Here is a 15,334-nt window from a genome sequence, read left to right as displayed (position 1 = left end):
ATTCATGTCCTCCTTCCTGTATTTCGACTAGTACGAAAGTGTTGTGTTAAGGGCACTGATAATCTTCTCGCTGCTTGGTAAATATTCCTGCTCAAGCGAATACACAGGGACTGGTGTATCGAATCCTGTCACCTTTTGGATTGGTGCCTTCAAGTAGAAAAAGGATGTGTCATTAATGACTGAAATAATATCTCCATTCACCCCTCCAGCTGATGGTGCTTCATGGATAATGACGACCCGTCCCGTTTTTTTCACAGACTCTGCGATTGTATCTTTGTCTAATGGATACAATGTTCTCAGATCAATGACATCACATGTGGCATTATGTTCTTTCTCAAACTTTTCTACGGCTTTTACCGTATCAGGGACCATTGCACCCCATGTCATCACAGTTACGTCACTGCCTTCTTTGACATAAGACGCTTTCCCGAGTTCAATCGAATATTTCTCATCGGGCACCTCTGTGCGAGAGGAGCGGTAACATCTCATCGGCTCTAAAAAAAGTACGGGGTCCGGATCTTCAATACTTGCGATCAGCAAGCCTTTCGCATCATAAGCATTCGAAGGAATAACTACCTTCAAGCCAGGGATATGTGTAAATAATGCTTCAACACTATCTGAATGAATCTCCGGAGCTTTGACTCCTGCACCATACGGCGCTCTGATCACCATCGGTACGGTGTATCTCCCCATTGAACGCTGACGCATCCTTGTGGCATGGGTCATCAGTTGGTTAAATGCTGGATAAATGAATCCTAAGAATTGCATCTCAGCAATCGGACGGAAGCCATTGACCGCAAGCCCAATCGATGTCCCGACAATGCCGGATTCCGCAAGCGGGGTATCAATCACCCGCTCCTCACCAAATTGCTCAAACAAACCATCTGTCGCACGGAATACACCACCGTTCTGTCCTACGTCCTCCCCAAGAACCAAAACGGATTCATCTTCTTCAAGCATTGTTCTCATTGCATCCGTAACCGCCTGCACCATCGTCAGTTTTTTCACCTGAACTGCTGTCGTCATTATACCTTCCCCCTCTTGATAGACATGTGATGTTCACGTTGTTGCTCAATCGTCCATGTTGGCTTTTCGAATACATGGCTAAACACTTGGTCAATGTCCGCTTTCGGGTAATCTTTCATCTCAGATATAGCCGTGTTGATTTCATTCGTGATTTTCTGCTCCATACTAGCCAGCCATTCTTCGTCCCAGCTGTTTTCGTTCTTCATATATTTTTCGAGTCGCAGCAACGGGTCCGTTGTCGTACGTCTCCGATCACTTTCCGATTGATCACGATATTTGGACGGATCATCGGCTGTCGTGTGGGCACCGTACCGCCATGTGACCGCTTCAATTAAGGTCGGTCCTTCCCCCCGTCGAGCACGATCCACTGCTTTTTTCGTTTCTATAAAAACAGCTAGAATATCGTTACCATCAATGCGAATGCTTGGGATGTCATACCCCAACCCTTTTTGAGCAATCGTCTTTGAGTTCATCTGTTTTTCAGTAGGAACACTGATGGCGTACCCATTATTTTGATTTAAAAATACGACCGGCGCTTTGAAAACGCTTGCAAAATTAAGCCCTTCATGAAAATCTCCTTCAGAAGTTGCTCCGTCCCCAAAATACACCAGCGATACTCGGTCGGTATTCTTCTTCTTTTCCGCCCATGCTACCCCAGTCGCGTGCAGCAATTGAGAGGCAATCGGGACGGCTGGTGGAAAAATGTTTTTGCCTTCAGGGGGGATTCCGCCTTCGATCCGCCCTACCCAATATAAGAGCAGGTTGCGCAGTGAATGACCAAACGTCATCGTTGCCGCGTGGTCTCGATAGGAAGGAAACATCCAGTCCCCTTCCTCGATCGCAAGCGCACTGCCCACCTGTGCTGCCTCCTGTCCTTCATATTGAACATAGGTACCAATTTTCCCTTGTCGCTGCAGGTTGACGCATTTTTTATCCATCATGCGTGCCCGCAGCATTTTTTCATAAAACATTTTGACAAGGTCTAGGGATAACTCCTCCTGTACTTCTTGTTTAATCAGTTCACCATCTTCATTGATATATTGCGTCACTGGAAATCGCTCGAGCATATCCACACTACAACATCCTTTCCTGTTAAGACTGATTGACATTTGCGTTCTTTTTCTCTAAATAGGCTTGCAAGCATTCAATAAACCGTTGATTATCTTCTTTTTTTCCAATCGTGACACGAATCATCGTCGGATAACCCATCAAATGGCCTGGACGAATGATAATCCCCTCATCGAGAAGATATTCATACACTTCTTCAGCCGGAGCCCCTACATCGACCATGATAAAGTTGGTTTGTGTCGGGAAATAGCCTAAGTTCATGTGATCAAAACTATTATTCAAGTATTCGCGGCCTTCCCGATTGAGATTGATACTTTCATGCATGAACTCATCATCGTCAAGAGAAGCAGAGGCAGCCGCCTCGGCCAGTCTATTCACATTAAAAGGTTCCTTCACTTTACGTAAATGGCTAACCATTTCAGAAGACATAAGCCCATAACCAATCCGCAATGCGGCAAGTCCATAGACCTTAGAAAAAGTCCTTAAAATCACCATATTTTCGTATTGATTCAATAGCGGCAATGTTTCCAAGTATTGAGAGGAGTCGGCGTATTCATAGTAAGCCTCGTCCATAACCAGCATGACATGGGAGGGTACCTTTTCAATAAACCTTCTAAGCGCTTCTTTTTCCACAATCGTTCCTGTCGGGTTATTTGGATTACACACAAATACCATCTTCGTTTTCTCATTTATGGCCTGATACATGGCGTCCAAATCATGTGTTCCATTTTGCATATCGATTTCGACCGGCACCCCTCCTTCTATCACCACATTGGTTTTGTACCGTGGAAACGTGACTCCGGCCATGACGACCTCATCGCCTTCATTTATATATGTTCTTGATAACAAGCGGATCACCTCATCTGATCCACTGCCAAATATGATTTGATCAGGGGAAACCTCAAGCCTGTTTGCTAATTTTTCAGCGAGTATTGGTGACGTCACTTCGGGATAAAACGGGAGCTCCTTCATTTCACTTTGTATAGCTTCTGCAGCAAGCGGAGAGTAGCCGAATGGATTTTCATTCGAAGCCATCTTGATAATTTTCGAGAGCCCTTTCTCTCGTTTCAATTCTTCAACCGGCTTTCCCGGAGAATACATAGCAATTTGGTTAATTTGCGAACGTGGCTGAATCATGTAAGTTCCTCCTTTTTTTGGAATAATTACTACAGCATATCTATTTTAGAATTATCTAAATTTTTCCTCAAGAATGTCATTTAAAGCCTAAATACTTTCAAGCACTAAAATTCATTTAATAGATTTATGTATAAACATGGCTATATCAAGGTTTTAGTTCTACTCCTTCTCATAGAGTTCTGTCAAAATAAGTCGACAACTTTTTTGCACCAAAAAGCGCCCTTGCAAAGGAACGCTCTAATCTCTCAATAATTTTCTTTATGTTCGCTCCTATTCACATGTTAACTATTCATCCAGGTCGTGTCCGGTTCAGAACCAGCTTAGGTGCTACGGTGTTTAATAAAAATAAGGCCCTATCGATCATTCGATAAGACCTCAAGAACAGTCCGTACTACTCAACCTTCTCTTCTTGTTCAACAATGGATTGATACATATCATCCAGTGACCACACTCTACCTTTTTCATCATTATAAACAATGTGTTTACGCTTAAAATGAATAGGGGAATCTAACCCTGCCGCAGCAGCAATCCGAAATAATCCCTTTCGCATCGTAATAACATAATTCGCTGTTCGCCATTTCTTTTCGTCAATGACGAGCCCTTTTTGTAATTCAGGATCTGTTGTGGCTACCCCAACTGGACAAGCATTCGATGCGCATTGGAGGGCCTGGATACAGCCAACTGTAATCATAAATCCTCGTGCTATATTAACCAGATCAGCTCCCATGGCCAGTGCAATCGCGATTCGATCTGGTGAGACTAGCTTTCCAGAGGCAATGATTTTCACTTGATTACGTACCCCATATTTTTTTAGGGCATGATCCACTAAAGGCAGTGCAGACCTAATGGGTAAACCGACACTGTCAGCCAACTCCTGGTAGGAGGCGCCTGTCCCGCCTTCCCCGCCATCGACGGTAATAAAATCAGGGCTTTTTCCAGTATCCTTAATATGTTTTGCCAATTCTTCAGCTTCATGACTACTGCCTATAACGACTTTCATACCCACTGGCTTTCCTGAATGCTCCCGAACCTGGTCAATAAAATCAAATAATGAAGGGAAATCACTGAATTCTCGAAAACGGTTCGGACTATCGATCGATTTAAACGGTTCTACCATTCGAATTCTTGCAATTTCTTCTGTTACTTTCTCGGCATCAATGTGACCGCCGCGGGTTTTCGCACCTTGACCCAATTTAACTTCAAATGCTTTCACTTCAGGAATTTCACTTTTTTCCTTTAAGGCATCCCAGCTAAAATTACCCTCTTTGTCCCTGACCCCAAATAAACCGGGACCGATTTGCATGATAATATCAACGCCGCCCTTTAAATGATAATCAGAAAGCCCGCCTTCTCCAGTATTCATCCATGTTCCTTTAGCAATCCCGAGCCCCTCTGATAAGGTTGTAATCGCACGGTCGCCCAGGGACCCGTAACTCATTGCCGACATACCAATTTGACCTCTGACGAAAAAGGGGTTTTTCGCCTTTTCTCCAATCACTATGGCATCTTCCTCATCGAGCAAATAAACTGGGGATTCATCCTGCTCTAACTCTTCCTTTTTCTGGGTAAATAAAGGTTCCTTGATCAACAGATAGCGGTCTGTGGTTACCTTCGTTTCCCGGTCCATCTTTAATTCTTCGGTCAGCTTGGGAAACATTGAATTCCTAACATAATAGCCTTCTTTTTCAAAATCTCTCTGTGATCCATAACCAAAGACATCACGTTTATACTTTGCCTTATTCTTAATATGTTCATAATCATTTCGGGAAAAAGGTGTCCCTTCTCGGTCATTGTTAAATAGGTACGAACGCATTTCCGGGCCAATTTGCTGGAAAAAGTACCTGGCCCGTCCGATTATTGGATAATTACGAAGAATGGGATGCATTTTTTGAGTGCGATCAACTGAGTATAAATAGATTCCAATTGCAATGAGTATTAGCAAAATGAGTGCACACGTAGCAAAGCCGATGATTGTCGTGATGTTAGCTACATTCACGGTCAATTCCTCCTTATGTAATCACCATTAGGTTTTACAAAAAGGTAGGAAACATTCGTGGATATCCTCTCTTTTAACTTAAAGAGTTTTATTCCATGAATCAATTCATAATTGCTCTTTTTAAAACGCCAAAGACTGGCAGAATATATGGCTCTTTTCCGAAAAGATTCAAAGTGAATTCTTATCCAGCAGATTTTAGTTTTATAAAGAAGTTTGATCACCTTCTATCAATGTTGCTTCACATCGCCCCCTTATCCTGAAGACTCAGCTCCGAGACACTTAGGTCCGTTATGGTATGAGGGATCGGAGTGGCTGGGAAACGACTCGCTTTCCTGCGGCCCCACAGGACGTGGGGTCACGTTGGCACAGGATGTGCCGAACTTAGTCGAACATCCTCTAAACAGCAAGCCTCCTCAGGCGAAACCTTCCGGGGTCTCGCCGTTTTCCCAGCCCCCCACTTGTTTTGTGATGAACGGAGCCATTCGTATTCCGAATGAGTCTCCAATGTTCAGAGGGCTTTATCCATCATGATGTGGCATAATAACCACGTCACAGAGAGATTTACAGCTCTCTGATAAGAAGTTCTTCTGTTGTTTTGGGTAGGTACTGTGAACCTGGAGTGTTTCCGTTCTTCTCACAAACACAAGGAGGTCCGGGAAATTGTGAGACTCCTTTGGGATAAACATGACAGGTGAGACCCCGGAGGACGGAGTCCGAGGAGACTCAGCGGATGCCCACGGAAAGCGAGTGATTTCCCGGACCTCCTTCTCCATCCAAGGAAACGGAAACCTATCTCGAGATGGAGTCTTCCAGTTTACTGCCCTTAACCTAATAAAAATGATTTCAAATACTTGGCTAGATTTGTGGAGGTAGTTCCTTGTGTGTGTTTTGAATCCCTTGGGGCAGAAGGGGCTTAAATTATGAAATTGATTCCCATATATATTCCACTAAAAATCAGCACTGCTTTACGTTTAGTAACATATGTTGTAAGAAGTTTTTCAAACCTTTATTTATTGGAGGTAGAATAATCAGTGTACAGATACTATTGTCACCCTTACCTCAGGAATAATCCATATCCCGAAGTAAACACAGACACCTTCCAGCAATCTTTACAGGCTTACCAAACATTGTTCGAGCACGGTAAAATAGTGATTAATCAGCTTATGGCGTCACCAGGAATGAGACAGCGGCTTATGCAAGCTGCCCAGAGAGATGACCACGAAGAAGTCGACCGTGTCATTAAATCAACCGGGGTACCTTCAGTTGTTGAAACGTCTTACACACCAAGTTCAGTGACTTTTACCCTTCATGCAGATGCTGACAGCTTTCAAAATTGTTGTACATTAACTATGAATCTAGTTTGGGGATTTTTTTAATAAGCAGTCCGTCGAACGCGAACTGCTTTTTTACATAGATATCAGAGAGATAATTACAACGGGTAACTGCAATTAGCTTGAGTACAAGCTTAAGGGAGAGCAACAATGGCTCTCAGGCTTCGCATTCAATATTGGAACCCATTAACATTACCAATTTAGAATATTATTCATCATGAAGGTTAAAATCTTCACTTTTCGGGGAGCCTTTTACTATCAAAAGCAATAAGATAGGAGGTACTTTAAATGAGTACTGTCAACCGATACCTTTCGAGGAGTTTGGTCACAGAGTCATTTCACGACAAGACTGTACTACAAGAAATATGGGGAGAAAGCTGGGGAGCGCCAACGGATATAGGGCGCATAAAAAAAGTAATGATGCATCGCCCCGGTAAGGAAATTCTAAAGCTACATAATAATGCTCAACAAATAGAATCCGGAACTGTTTTAGACAGGAATATTAAGGGAGCGACTCCGGAGGATTATCAAAATACAAGGCTGCCCAACTTAGATTTACTTCAAACTCAGCATGATCAATTAGCACAGGTATTAAGTAATGAAGGGATAGATATTGTCTACCTGGAAGGACAATCAGAGGACTGGCCGGAGAGAATTTTTACAAGGGACTTGGGTATGGTGATTCCTGGTGGTGTAATCCTTTCCCGTCTCGCCCTATATATCCGCCACGGGGAAATACCATTTGCTTCCCAGACGTTCAGTCAAGCAGGTATACCAATGTTAGGCTGCATCCAAGGTGACGGGTTTGCAGAGGGGGCAGCTTCTCCATGTTAAATGAATCAACAGCTATTATCGGGCGATCAGAACGTGTTAACCCAAGTGGCATTGAACAGATCAGGCACATTTTATCCATTCAAAATATCGATCTCATTACCGTCGATTTACCGTCGACCATCATTCATCTTGATGAAGCTTTTCTTCTGCTGGATCGTCACAAAGCTCTTGTAAATAAGGCTCTCTTACCATTTTGGTTTCTGGATGAGCTATATAAAAGAAACATTGAGCTATTACATGTTGGCCCTGAGGATCCACCTCTATCCATCAACGTTTTGCCGGTAGCTCCTGGAAAAGTTGTATGTCCAAGTTCGGGATTACAAACAAGGAGACTGCTTGAATCTAACGGAATAATAGTCATACCTGTTGATATCTCTGAGTTTTACAAGTTAGGTGGTGGGATTCATTGTTTAACGTTGCCATTGGTACGAGAGTCATTGTTGTAAATCACCACTTATTAAGCTCCCCGTACCATTTTTTTAACTTAAAATTAGGAATCGAATCTACTAGGAGGGAAATCAGTGCATGAGTTAGATTTACACCATATTTTTTCACTTGCCCTCATCTTAGTTATGATTGCAGCTGGAATTACTGCTATTGCTAAATTATTTAAACAACCTTACCCTATTGCGCTTGTTATTATTGGTGCAATCATCGGTCTGATAGACATTCCTTTACTTGCGCCTTTAAAGGATTTTATTACAGAAGGTGAAGTATTTAACTTTGCTATCATCACATTGTTCTTGCCAGCCTTATTAGGGGAAGCCGCATTAAAGCTTCCCTTCTCCCACTTAAACGAAAATAAAAAACCGATTATTGCGCTCGCCTTTGGTGGTACCTTTTTATCCTTTATAGTGATCGGCTTTTCTTCCATGTGGCTTTTACAGTTTTCACTTCCAGCGGCCTTTGTTTTTGCGGCCATCATGAGCGCCACAGATCCAGTGAGTGTTTTATCGATTTTTAAAAATGTCGGCGTGAACAACAGGCTGGCGACTGTTATTGAAGGTGAAAGTTTATTTAACGATGGATTAGCTGTCGTCCTTTTTAATATATCGGCCTTTTCCTTACTCGCCTATACAGAACTCGGGTTCATTGGTGTTGGAAATGGTGTATGGGAATTTGTAAAAGTTGTAGCATTAGGTCTAATCATTGGTGGAGCCCTCGGGTACGTGGTGTCACGGGTAACCCAATATTTTGATGATTACCCTTTAGAGATTATTTTTAGCATCATTCTCTTCTATGGTTCCTTTTTACTCGCTGAAACCGTACATGCTTCAGGGGTCATAGCTGTTGTGGTTGCAGCGCTTATTTTAGGGAATTATGGTGCGAGAATTGGGATGACGCCTGCGACCAAGTTAAATATCAGCAACTTTTGGGATGTCGTTACATTACTAGCCAATTCACTTGTTTTCTTAATGGTAGGACTAGAGATTACCCGAATTGATGTCACGGACAAATGGGGATTTATTTTTTTAGCCATTTTGATTGTTCTCATCGCGAGAAGTGTTGCGGTGTACTCAAGTTTATTATTCATCAAGGATTTTCCTGCTTCATGGAAACATATTTTAAATTGGGGTGGATTAAAAGGATCCTTATCGATTGCCCTTGTGCTCAGTTTACCCCGAGATTTTACAGGCCGTGAAGATATTTTAATTTTGGCTTTCAGCGTAGTCTTGTTTTCCTTAGTCGGACAAGGTCTTTCCATCAAACCGCTTATCACTTGGTTGGGGGTCAATAAAAAAGAAAAGGGCTTTGTAGAGTATGAAGAACTTATAGCCCGTGTCTATCGATTTAAAAATGCCATTTCGGAGATAACCAAAGTAAGAAAGAACCTATTTATAACCGAATCAATCTCTAAAGAAATTGTAAATCAATACGAACAAGAACTTAGTCAATTACACAACGAAATTGATCAGCTTTTTGAAAAGCATCCTGACCTTAAAGAAAAACAGCAAATCACGTTACGAAAGCATGCTTTATATGCACAGCATGAGGCGATTGAAAGGTTATTAAAAGAAGATATCATATCTAATGAGGTGGCGGAAAAAGAACAAAATGAGATTACAAACAAACTGGTGGAATTAGAGAATGATGATTAATTGGGAAATGCGGATTCCGTAATTTTATACTTAAAGGAGGCTACGATCAGAGTATGGATGTTACTCACCATTAAAAAGCAATCCCCTTTCTCCATCTGGAAAAAGGGGGTACAGCATATGAATTTGGAATGGCTACGATTTTTAACTGTTGAATCTGTTGACAGGACGCATTACTTTGTCTCTCTTGACTAGACATAAAATAAGCATCCCCCACCTCAATTTCTAAATTCTCCCGAAGATATACAACCTGTTACACGCCAAATCATAGTTTTAGTCAAGTTATACTTAACATGAGCCCGAGATAGCTTGATAGCACTAAGAGCAACGCCATTAAAAATGACAGAGCCGGTGGCATTTTATTTAAGACTGAGCGAATCATAAGTATTAAAAACACACCCGATAATAAAAATAATGTCATGCTGGGTAATCCCACATCTATGTTGACAACCATTTCGGGGGTAACCTTTTTTCCGTACATAGCCTGAAACAGCCTGGAAGCACCTTCCTCTTCAAGTATGTTTGACCTCTGGTATGGGGTGTTTGTTGTCCCATGAACGCTGTGACTGCAAAAACGAGAAGAGCGAGGACAGATTCAGTTTTAATCCATGGCTGCAAACGGTGGCTGGGATCTTTTGATAAATGATACCTGTAAATGAAACCGTTCATTAGTGCATAAAGGAGCAAAGGCACTGTTAATAAGTGTTTAATCAATAAGGCTTGTCCATAGTCGGTTAACCAACTGTTTCCATATTGGGTGAAAATAGTTGTCGTTTCCTGATCATTTTTTATAACAATATCCATTGTAAAATAACCTGCAGCAATTAGAACAATAACGCATATCACGGCAATCGGAGTAAACCATTTCAGAATACTTTGCCAGTCTGCATTCTCGTTAGTAAACCATCCGAAAATAAATAGAAGTCCGATCCACACAATCACGCCGAGAAAATGTAAGGTATGTACGGTAAGTCCCCAATAACCCTGTAAGCCGAAAGCATGGCTGACTGCCCCTTGTCCAACCACCAATAACAACACAAGAACTAATCCTAGAAAGGCTTGAAGCCGGTCTTTTGCTAGATCATAAAAATAAATTATGCAAAATAGTAAACTAGACACGAGGAAGATCAACAGTCCTACCTGACCGACCTGAAATTTAAGTAAGACCAACTGTCCGGCAGACCAGATGCTCATCTCCTCGGTAAAATTGATGATGATCGCAAGAGCCGGACCAAGCGACAATAAACCGACACCGACGGTTGACAGCAACAGCCATCTTTTGGGCACATGAAAGCTTGGCATACGCTCGGCTAAAATCGAATAGCCGAGCATCGTCCCCATTAATAAAGAAAAACTTAAGTATACTAATGTTTCAGTTATGAAAACCATGTGTTAAATCCTCCCTAAGTCCGTTTTCTCCCTAGGAAAACAAACATGGCCACGGCAATCACGGCCAAAGCAATAACAATAACGATGATGGGAGTCGAAACGCCATTGTCTTCGGAAGCTGCGGCATTAGCGGTCTCTTGATCATCTGCGCTCTGACTCATCCCTCCACCGTCCGATGAGTTTTCCACACCATTGTTATCGCTTTCAACGGACGCCTCTACCTCTTCGGAATCCTTATCAGTAGCTCCCTCATCACTATCCACGTCAACGGAAAATTGAAATTCTCCGTTTACAGGATGGCCATCCCCACCGTATACTTCCCAATATACTGTGTAATCACCTGATGATAGCGATTCTCCAAAAAAGACCTCGACAGTGTTTCCATTAATACTTAGGTCATCGGGGACGATTTTCTGTCCATCTGAGTTCTTTAAATAGACTGCTTTCTCTTTTTCAATGTTTGTATTAAACGTCATCGATATTGATGAAATGTCTTTGTTTACGGTTGAATTAGCTGCCGGGTCAGACGACTCCATCACTGAATGGCCCTGAACTCCCACGCTCAAAAAAACACACATAAAGGTCAGCAAACCTACCGTGAAGGCTAAAATATGTTTCAATTCATCCACACTCCCTTAAATTTTGATCAATCATGGACCTTTCCTACGTTTGAATAGTACCATAAACAAACGGTATAATGTTGGTGTTCAACATTTTTTCACATATTCTATCATAATTGTTTTCTTTGCTTGTAAACTAATTTATTGTATTCAAAATAGCTTTAACTACTATTCACTAAATAATCAGGGGGTAAATTATGTTACCTATTGAACGTCAACAACAAATTTTAACATGGCTAGAACTAGAGGAGACCTTACGTGTTACTGAATTAAGCAAAAGATTAGGTGTATCCGAAATGACGGTCTACCGTGACTTAAGACCATTAATTGAGCAGCAACAAGTCGTAAAAACATCAAATGGCATTACTCTTATTCCTCAAACCTTTGGCACTTCCAACCTGTGCTCCTATTGCCATAAGGATTCAAACTCTAGATTGTCTGTTCAACTCATCAAATTAAATCAACAAGTGGAAAACACTTGTTGTGCTCATTGCGGACTGCTTCGATACAAGGATATAGAAGCAGAGGTCTCTCAAATCATTTCCCGGGACTTTTTAAAAGATACAACGATCAGTGCCAAGGCAGCTACTTTTCTATTAAATACCGATATTCAGCTTAATTGTTGCCAACCACAAGTGATTGTATTTGACTCTATGAAACAAGCTAAACAATTTCAAACGGGATTTGGTGGTAACATCTATAATTTTGCAGAAGCAATCAAGGCTATTAAAGAAGAGATGGACGGCAAAATTGATTGCCACTCAAAAAATAACGGGACCAGTACAAGTAAATGAGGGCTTTAAATTAGATAGATCCTGATGAAACTATGGACATGTACTGATTAACGTAGTGATCAATGTACTAGCAATTTCCATGTCTTAGATGCGATTTGATAGATCAATTGGACCAAATCAAATTTGATTTGGTCCAATTGATTTTTTCCATGCCATTTAGATAAACCTGTAACATTAAAACACTTAAGAACTCATAAGCTAAACTTCTTTAATCTGTACTGTAAGCTTTGTCTGCTGATGCCAAGAATTTTTGCAGCTCTTGAAATATTATTGTCGTTATTTGCAAGAACTTGTTGGACATAGAATTTTTCCACCTCTGTCATCTTTTCACGCAGCGTTTTTGGGCTTTCGGGTATATCTTCCTTCTCTCTCTGTGTAAATGGCTCTTCATCCACTTGATACCTATTACGGAACCTTCCTGGGAGGTTTTGGATTGTTATAACCTCTTCCCCCATGATTAAATTCATCGTGCCTTCTATCGTATGTTCCAGCTCCCTTACATTTCCCGGCCAATCATGTTTTTGAAGCAATGGTTTGACTTCCTCACTTATCCCTCTAACATCCATATTAAACAAAGCATTATATTTATCTATAAAGCTCTGAGTCAGCAGCAAAATGTCCTCCTTTCTGTCACGAAGAGGTGGAATGAACAAGGTGACTACACTAAGCCGATAATATAAGTCTTTTCTTAATCGGTTGTTGGCAACAGCGTCAACAGGGTCCTCATTAATGGTAGCGATAATACGGACATCTACCTCTTTATCTTTCATATCCCCGACTCTTCTAATCGATTTGTCCTGAATGACTCTTAATAGTTTTGCCTGAAGTGAAGGTTCCAAAGAGTTGATTTCGTCTAACAGCAGTGTGCCGCCATCAGCTTGTTCAAACAGGCCAGGCCTGTCAATGGCACCAGTAAACGCCCCCTTTTTTGTACCAAACAATAGACTTTCCATTAAGCTATCTGGAATGGCTGCACAGTTTTGCGAGATAAAAGGTGCCCCTGAGCGATTACTGCCATTATGAATACTCTGAGCAAATAATTCTTTTCCTGTACCTGTTTCCCCGACAACCAGAACAGATGAGGGTGTCCGCGTCGCTCTTTTTGATTCATCAACAACGGTCTGCATTAACTCGCTTTGTCCAATAATCTGATCAAAGGTGAATTTCGTATTCTGTTTATTTAGCACGTTTTCCTTAATTACTCTTTCCAGGTGTGTCACGTCTTTTGCGATTTCAATAGCCCCAGTAATATTCCCCGCCTCGGTAATGGGGAAGGAATGATTAATTGTGGTAATCTCTTTTCCTTTATTATTAAAATACGTTTGTTTAACATTTTTGGCCGTTTTCCCCGTCTTTAACGCTTTAACAAGTGTACTATTTTGACTTTCTCCGAACCTAAAAACGTCCAATAGATTTTTATCGAGCACATCCTCGCTCGTCATTGATTCAATTTCCATCATTTTTTCGTTGTAAATGATCGTCTTTCCCTTTTCGTTTATCACGTGAATACCGACATCCACTTCATTGAGTAGTCTTTCATATAATTGATTCATTCTAGTCAGTGATTGGATATGTTTTGTATCATGTTGCCCCATTTTTCACCACACCTTTACAGACTCGATATGTTTATATTACTAGAATACTAGCCGAACCGCAAAATAATTTAGCGGTAACTTTAACCATATTTATGCATTCGCAAAATTATTTTGCGCCGTTGTTCCACTTTCTTATAAAGAAAGGCGCCAGTATACGGTTTTATAAGTTGGCATGGATTTTGCATATTAACTATTACGAAAGCAAAAAGGAGGAATATAAATGAACACAACAGTAAAATCAAACGAAATTATAAGTCAGACGACACAATATGGAGCAAATAATTATCATCCCCTTCCTATCGTTATTTCAGAAGCGGAGGGTGTCTGGGTTAAAGACCCTGAAGGTAACACCTATATGGATATGTTAAGCGCTTATTCGGCTGTAAACCAAGGTCATAGACACCCGAAGATTATTGAGGCGTTAAAAGCACAGGCAGACCGCGTTACTTTAACTTCACGGGCCTTCCATAATGACCAGCTTGCCCCATTTTACAAAAAAGTGTCCGAATTGACCGAGAAAGACATGGTTCTTCCTATGAATACAGGTGCCGAAGCTGTCGAAACGGCTGTGAAAACAGTCCGTCGCTGGGCTTATGACAAAAAAGGTGTTTCCGAAAACACAGCTGAGATCATTGCTTGTGAAGGCAACTTCCATGGCAGAACAATGACAGCCGTATCCCTATCCTCTGAAGCCGACGGTAAAAGCAGTTACGGCCCAGTACTGCCGGGCATTAAGCTGATTCCTTATGGGGACATCGATGCCTTAAGAGAGGCCATCACACCAAATACAGCCGGCTTTTTACTCGAACCGATTCAGGGGAAGCAGGAATAGTCATGCCACCAGAAGGATTCCTGAAAGAGGCTTACGAAGTGTGCAGGAACGAGAATGTTCTATTTGTTGCAGATGAAATTCAAGCAGGTTTAGCTCGTTCTGGTAAAATGTTTGCCTGCGACTGGGAAGATGTGAAGCCTGACATGTATATCCTTGGAAAGGCGCTTGGCGGCGGTGTCATGCCAATTTCCTGCGTTGCTGCAAATGAAGATATTTTAGGTGTGTTCACCCCGGGGTCACACGGTTCTACTTTCGGCGGAAATCCTCTCGCAAGTGCTGTAGCGGTAGCCTCATTAGACGTGATTGAAGAGGAAAAGCTAGCCGATCGTTCTTTTCGACTCGGACAGTATTTCCAAGAAAAATTGAAAGAAATTGATAATCCAGCCATTAAAGAAGTACGCGGCAGAGGTTTGTTTGTAGGTGTCGAGTTGCATGAACACGCGCGTCCATACTGTGAAAAACTTAAAGAAGAAGGGTTGCTTTGTAAAGAAACTCACGAAAATGTTATCAGGTTTGCACCTCCGCTTGTGATTAAGGAAAAAGATCTTGAATGGGCTGTTGAAAAGATTACTAGGGTTCTATCAAAATAACGAGGATTAACTTTTAATCCCATGGA

Annotated in this window: 13 protein-coding genes and 1 pseudogene; 6 read left to right on the top strand and 8 right to left on the bottom strand. The window is 41.6% G+C overall.

Annotation, left to right across the window (positions count from 1 at the left end):
* Positions 1–27 precede the first annotated feature (27 nt).
* The 4 genes from MUO14_RS16385 to MUO14_RS16370 all read right to left on the bottom strand — a co-directional run bounded on the left by MUO14_RS16385 (position 28) and on the right by MUO14_RS16370 (position 5,227).
* Positions 28–1,026 (bottom strand): alpha-ketoacid dehydrogenase subunit beta, encoded by a 999-nt coding sequence (locus tag MUO14_RS16385; protein ID WP_304654192.1) that lies wholly within the window; start codon positions 1,024–1,026, stop codon positions 28–30.
* Positions 1,026–2,093 carry a pyruvate dehydrogenase (acetyl-transferring) E1 component subunit alpha gene (gene pdhA / locus MUO14_RS16380; protein WP_244755626.1) on the bottom strand — a complete coding sequence of 356 codons (1,068 nt, stop codon included), beginning with the start codon at positions 2,091–2,093 and terminating at the stop codon, positions 1,026–1,028. The genes MUO14_RS16385 and pdhA overlap by 1 nt, the downstream gene beginning before the upstream one ends.
* A 25-nt stretch (positions 2,094–2,118) precedes the next feature.
* On the bottom strand, positions 2,119–3,231 hold the full coding sequence (gene hisC, locus MUO14_RS16375; RefSeq protein WP_244751673.1) for a histidinol-phosphate transaminase: 1,113 nt from the start codon (positions 3,229–3,231) through the stop codon (positions 2,119–2,121).
* A gap of 391 nt (positions 3,232–3,622) precedes the next feature.
* Positions 3,623–5,227, bottom strand: coding sequence for an FMN-binding glutamate synthase family protein (locus MUO14_RS16370; protein ID WP_244751672.1), 1,605 nt, complete (start codon positions 5,225–5,227; stop codon positions 3,623–3,625).
* A gap of 1,031 nt (positions 5,228–6,258) precedes the next feature.
* On the opposite strand from MUO14_RS16370, the gene MUO14_RS16365 reads away from it, so the two are divergent.
* The 4 genes from MUO14_RS16365 (at position 6,259) to MUO14_RS16350 (ending at position 9,491) form a co-directional block, all read left to right on the top strand.
* Positions 6,259–6,603 carry a YuzC family spore coat inner layer protein gene (locus MUO14_RS16365; protein ID WP_244751671.1) on the top strand — a complete coding sequence of 115 codons (345 nt, stop codon included), beginning with the start codon at positions 6,259–6,261 and terminating at the stop codon, positions 6,601–6,603.
* Positions 6,604–6,846: 243 nt separating this feature from the next.
* Complete coding sequence (locus MUO14_RS16360; protein WP_244751670.1) at positions 6,847–7,392, top strand: hypothetical protein; 546 nt, start codon at positions 6,847–6,849, stop codon at positions 7,390–7,392.
* Positions 7,386–7,838 carry an arginine deiminase family protein gene (locus MUO14_RS16355; RefSeq protein WP_244751669.1) on the top strand — a complete coding sequence of 151 codons (453 nt, stop codon included), beginning with the start codon at positions 7,386–7,388 and terminating at the stop codon, positions 7,836–7,838. Before MUO14_RS16360 ends, MUO14_RS16355 begins: the two co-directional genes overlap by 7 nt.
* Positions 7,839–7,913: 75 nt before the next feature.
* Positions 7,914–9,491: a Na+/H+ antiporter gene (locus tag MUO14_RS16350; protein ID WP_244751668.1), complete on the top strand. Its 1,578-nt coding sequence runs from the start codon at positions 7,914–7,916 to the stop codon at positions 9,489–9,491.
* A 70-nt stretch (positions 9,492–9,561) separates the two neighbouring features.
* Here the strand turns inward: MUO14_RS16350 and MUO14_RS24385 are convergent, their stop codons facing one another.
* The 3 genes from MUO14_RS24385 to MUO14_RS16340 form a co-directional block, all read right to left on the bottom strand.
* Positions 9,562–9,687, bottom strand: a complete 126-nt coding sequence (locus MUO14_RS24385) for a hypothetical protein (protein ID WP_255822128.1) — start codon at positions 9,685–9,687, stop codon at positions 9,562–9,564.
* Between the two features lie 239 nt (positions 9,688–9,926).
* On the bottom strand, positions 9,927–10,877 hold the full coding sequence (locus MUO14_RS16345; RefSeq protein ID WP_244751667.1) for a copper resistance D family protein: 951 nt from the start codon (positions 10,875–10,877) through the stop codon (positions 9,927–9,929).
* Between the two features lie 14 nt (positions 10,878–10,891).
* A complete protein-coding gene (locus MUO14_RS16340; RefSeq protein ID WP_244751666.1) occupies positions 10,892–11,497 on the bottom strand; it encodes a copper resistance CopC family protein in 606 nt (201 codons plus the stop codon).
* Positions 11,498–11,694: 197 nt separating this feature from the next.
* Here MUO14_RS16340 and MUO14_RS16335 point away from each other — a divergent pair, with 197 nt between their 5' ends.
* A complete protein-coding gene (locus tag MUO14_RS16335) occupies positions 11,695–12,291 on the top strand; it encodes a DeoR family transcriptional regulator (protein ID WP_244751665.1) in 597 nt (198 codons plus the stop codon).
* 191 nt (positions 12,292–12,482) lie between these two features.
* Here MUO14_RS16335 and MUO14_RS16330 read toward each other — a convergent pair whose 3' ends face one another.
* Entirely contained in the window at positions 12,483–13,886 is a 1,404-nt protein-coding gene (locus MUO14_RS16330) for a sigma-54 interaction domain-containing protein (protein ID WP_244751664.1), read from the bottom strand.
* Between the two features lie 220 nt (positions 13,887–14,106).
* Between MUO14_RS16330 and MUO14_RS16325 the strand changes: the two are divergent.
* Positions 14,107–15,308 (top strand): annotated as a pseudogene (locus MUO14_RS16325) (ornithine--oxo-acid transaminase).
* Positions 15,309–15,334: the final 26 nt, after the last annotated feature.

The organism is Halobacillus shinanisalinarum (assembly GCF_022919835.1).
Lineage (GTDB): Bacteria > Bacillota > Bacilli > Bacillales > Halobacillaceae > Halobacillus_A > Halobacillus_A shinanisalinarum.
This window is presented reverse-complemented; position numbering and strand designations above follow the sequence as displayed.

What these genes read in the sequence shown, in the direction of transcription:
- MUO14_RS16385 (WP_304654192.1), bottom strand. Translation starts at nt 1,026, where the DNA reads ATGACGACAGCAGTTCAGGTGAAAAAACTGACGATGGTGCAGGCGGTT.
- pdhA (WP_244755626.1), bottom strand. Translation starts at nt 2,093, where the DNA reads ATGCTCGAGCGATTTCCAGTGACGCAATATATCAATGAAGATGGTGAA.
- hisC (WP_244751673.1), bottom strand. Translation starts at nt 3,231, where the DNA reads ATGATTCAGCCACGTTCGCAAATTAACCAAATTGCTATGTATTCTCCG.
- MUO14_RS16360 (WP_244751670.1), top strand. Translation starts at nt 6,847, where the DNA reads ATGAGTACTGTCAACCGATACCTTTCGAGGAGTTTGGTCACAGAGTCA.
- MUO14_RS16355 (WP_244751669.1), top strand. Translation starts at nt 7,386, where the DNA reads ATGTTAAATGAATCAACAGCTATTATCGGGCGATCAGAACGTGTTAAC.
- MUO14_RS24385 (WP_255822128.1), bottom strand. Translation starts at nt 9,687, where the DNA reads ATGTCTAGTCAAGAGAGACAAAGTAATGCGTCCTGTCAACAGATTCAA.
- MUO14_RS16345 (WP_244751667.1), bottom strand. Translation starts at nt 10,877, where the DNA reads ATGGTTTTCATAACTGAAACATTAGTATACTTAAGTTTTTCTTTATTA.
- MUO14_RS16335 (WP_244751665.1), top strand. Translation starts at nt 11,695, where the DNA reads ATGTTACCTATTGAACGTCAACAACAAATTTTAACATGGCTAGAACTA.
- MUO14_RS16330 (WP_244751664.1), bottom strand. Translation starts at nt 13,886, where the DNA reads ATGGGGCAACATGATACAAAACATATCCAATCACTGACTAGAATGAAT.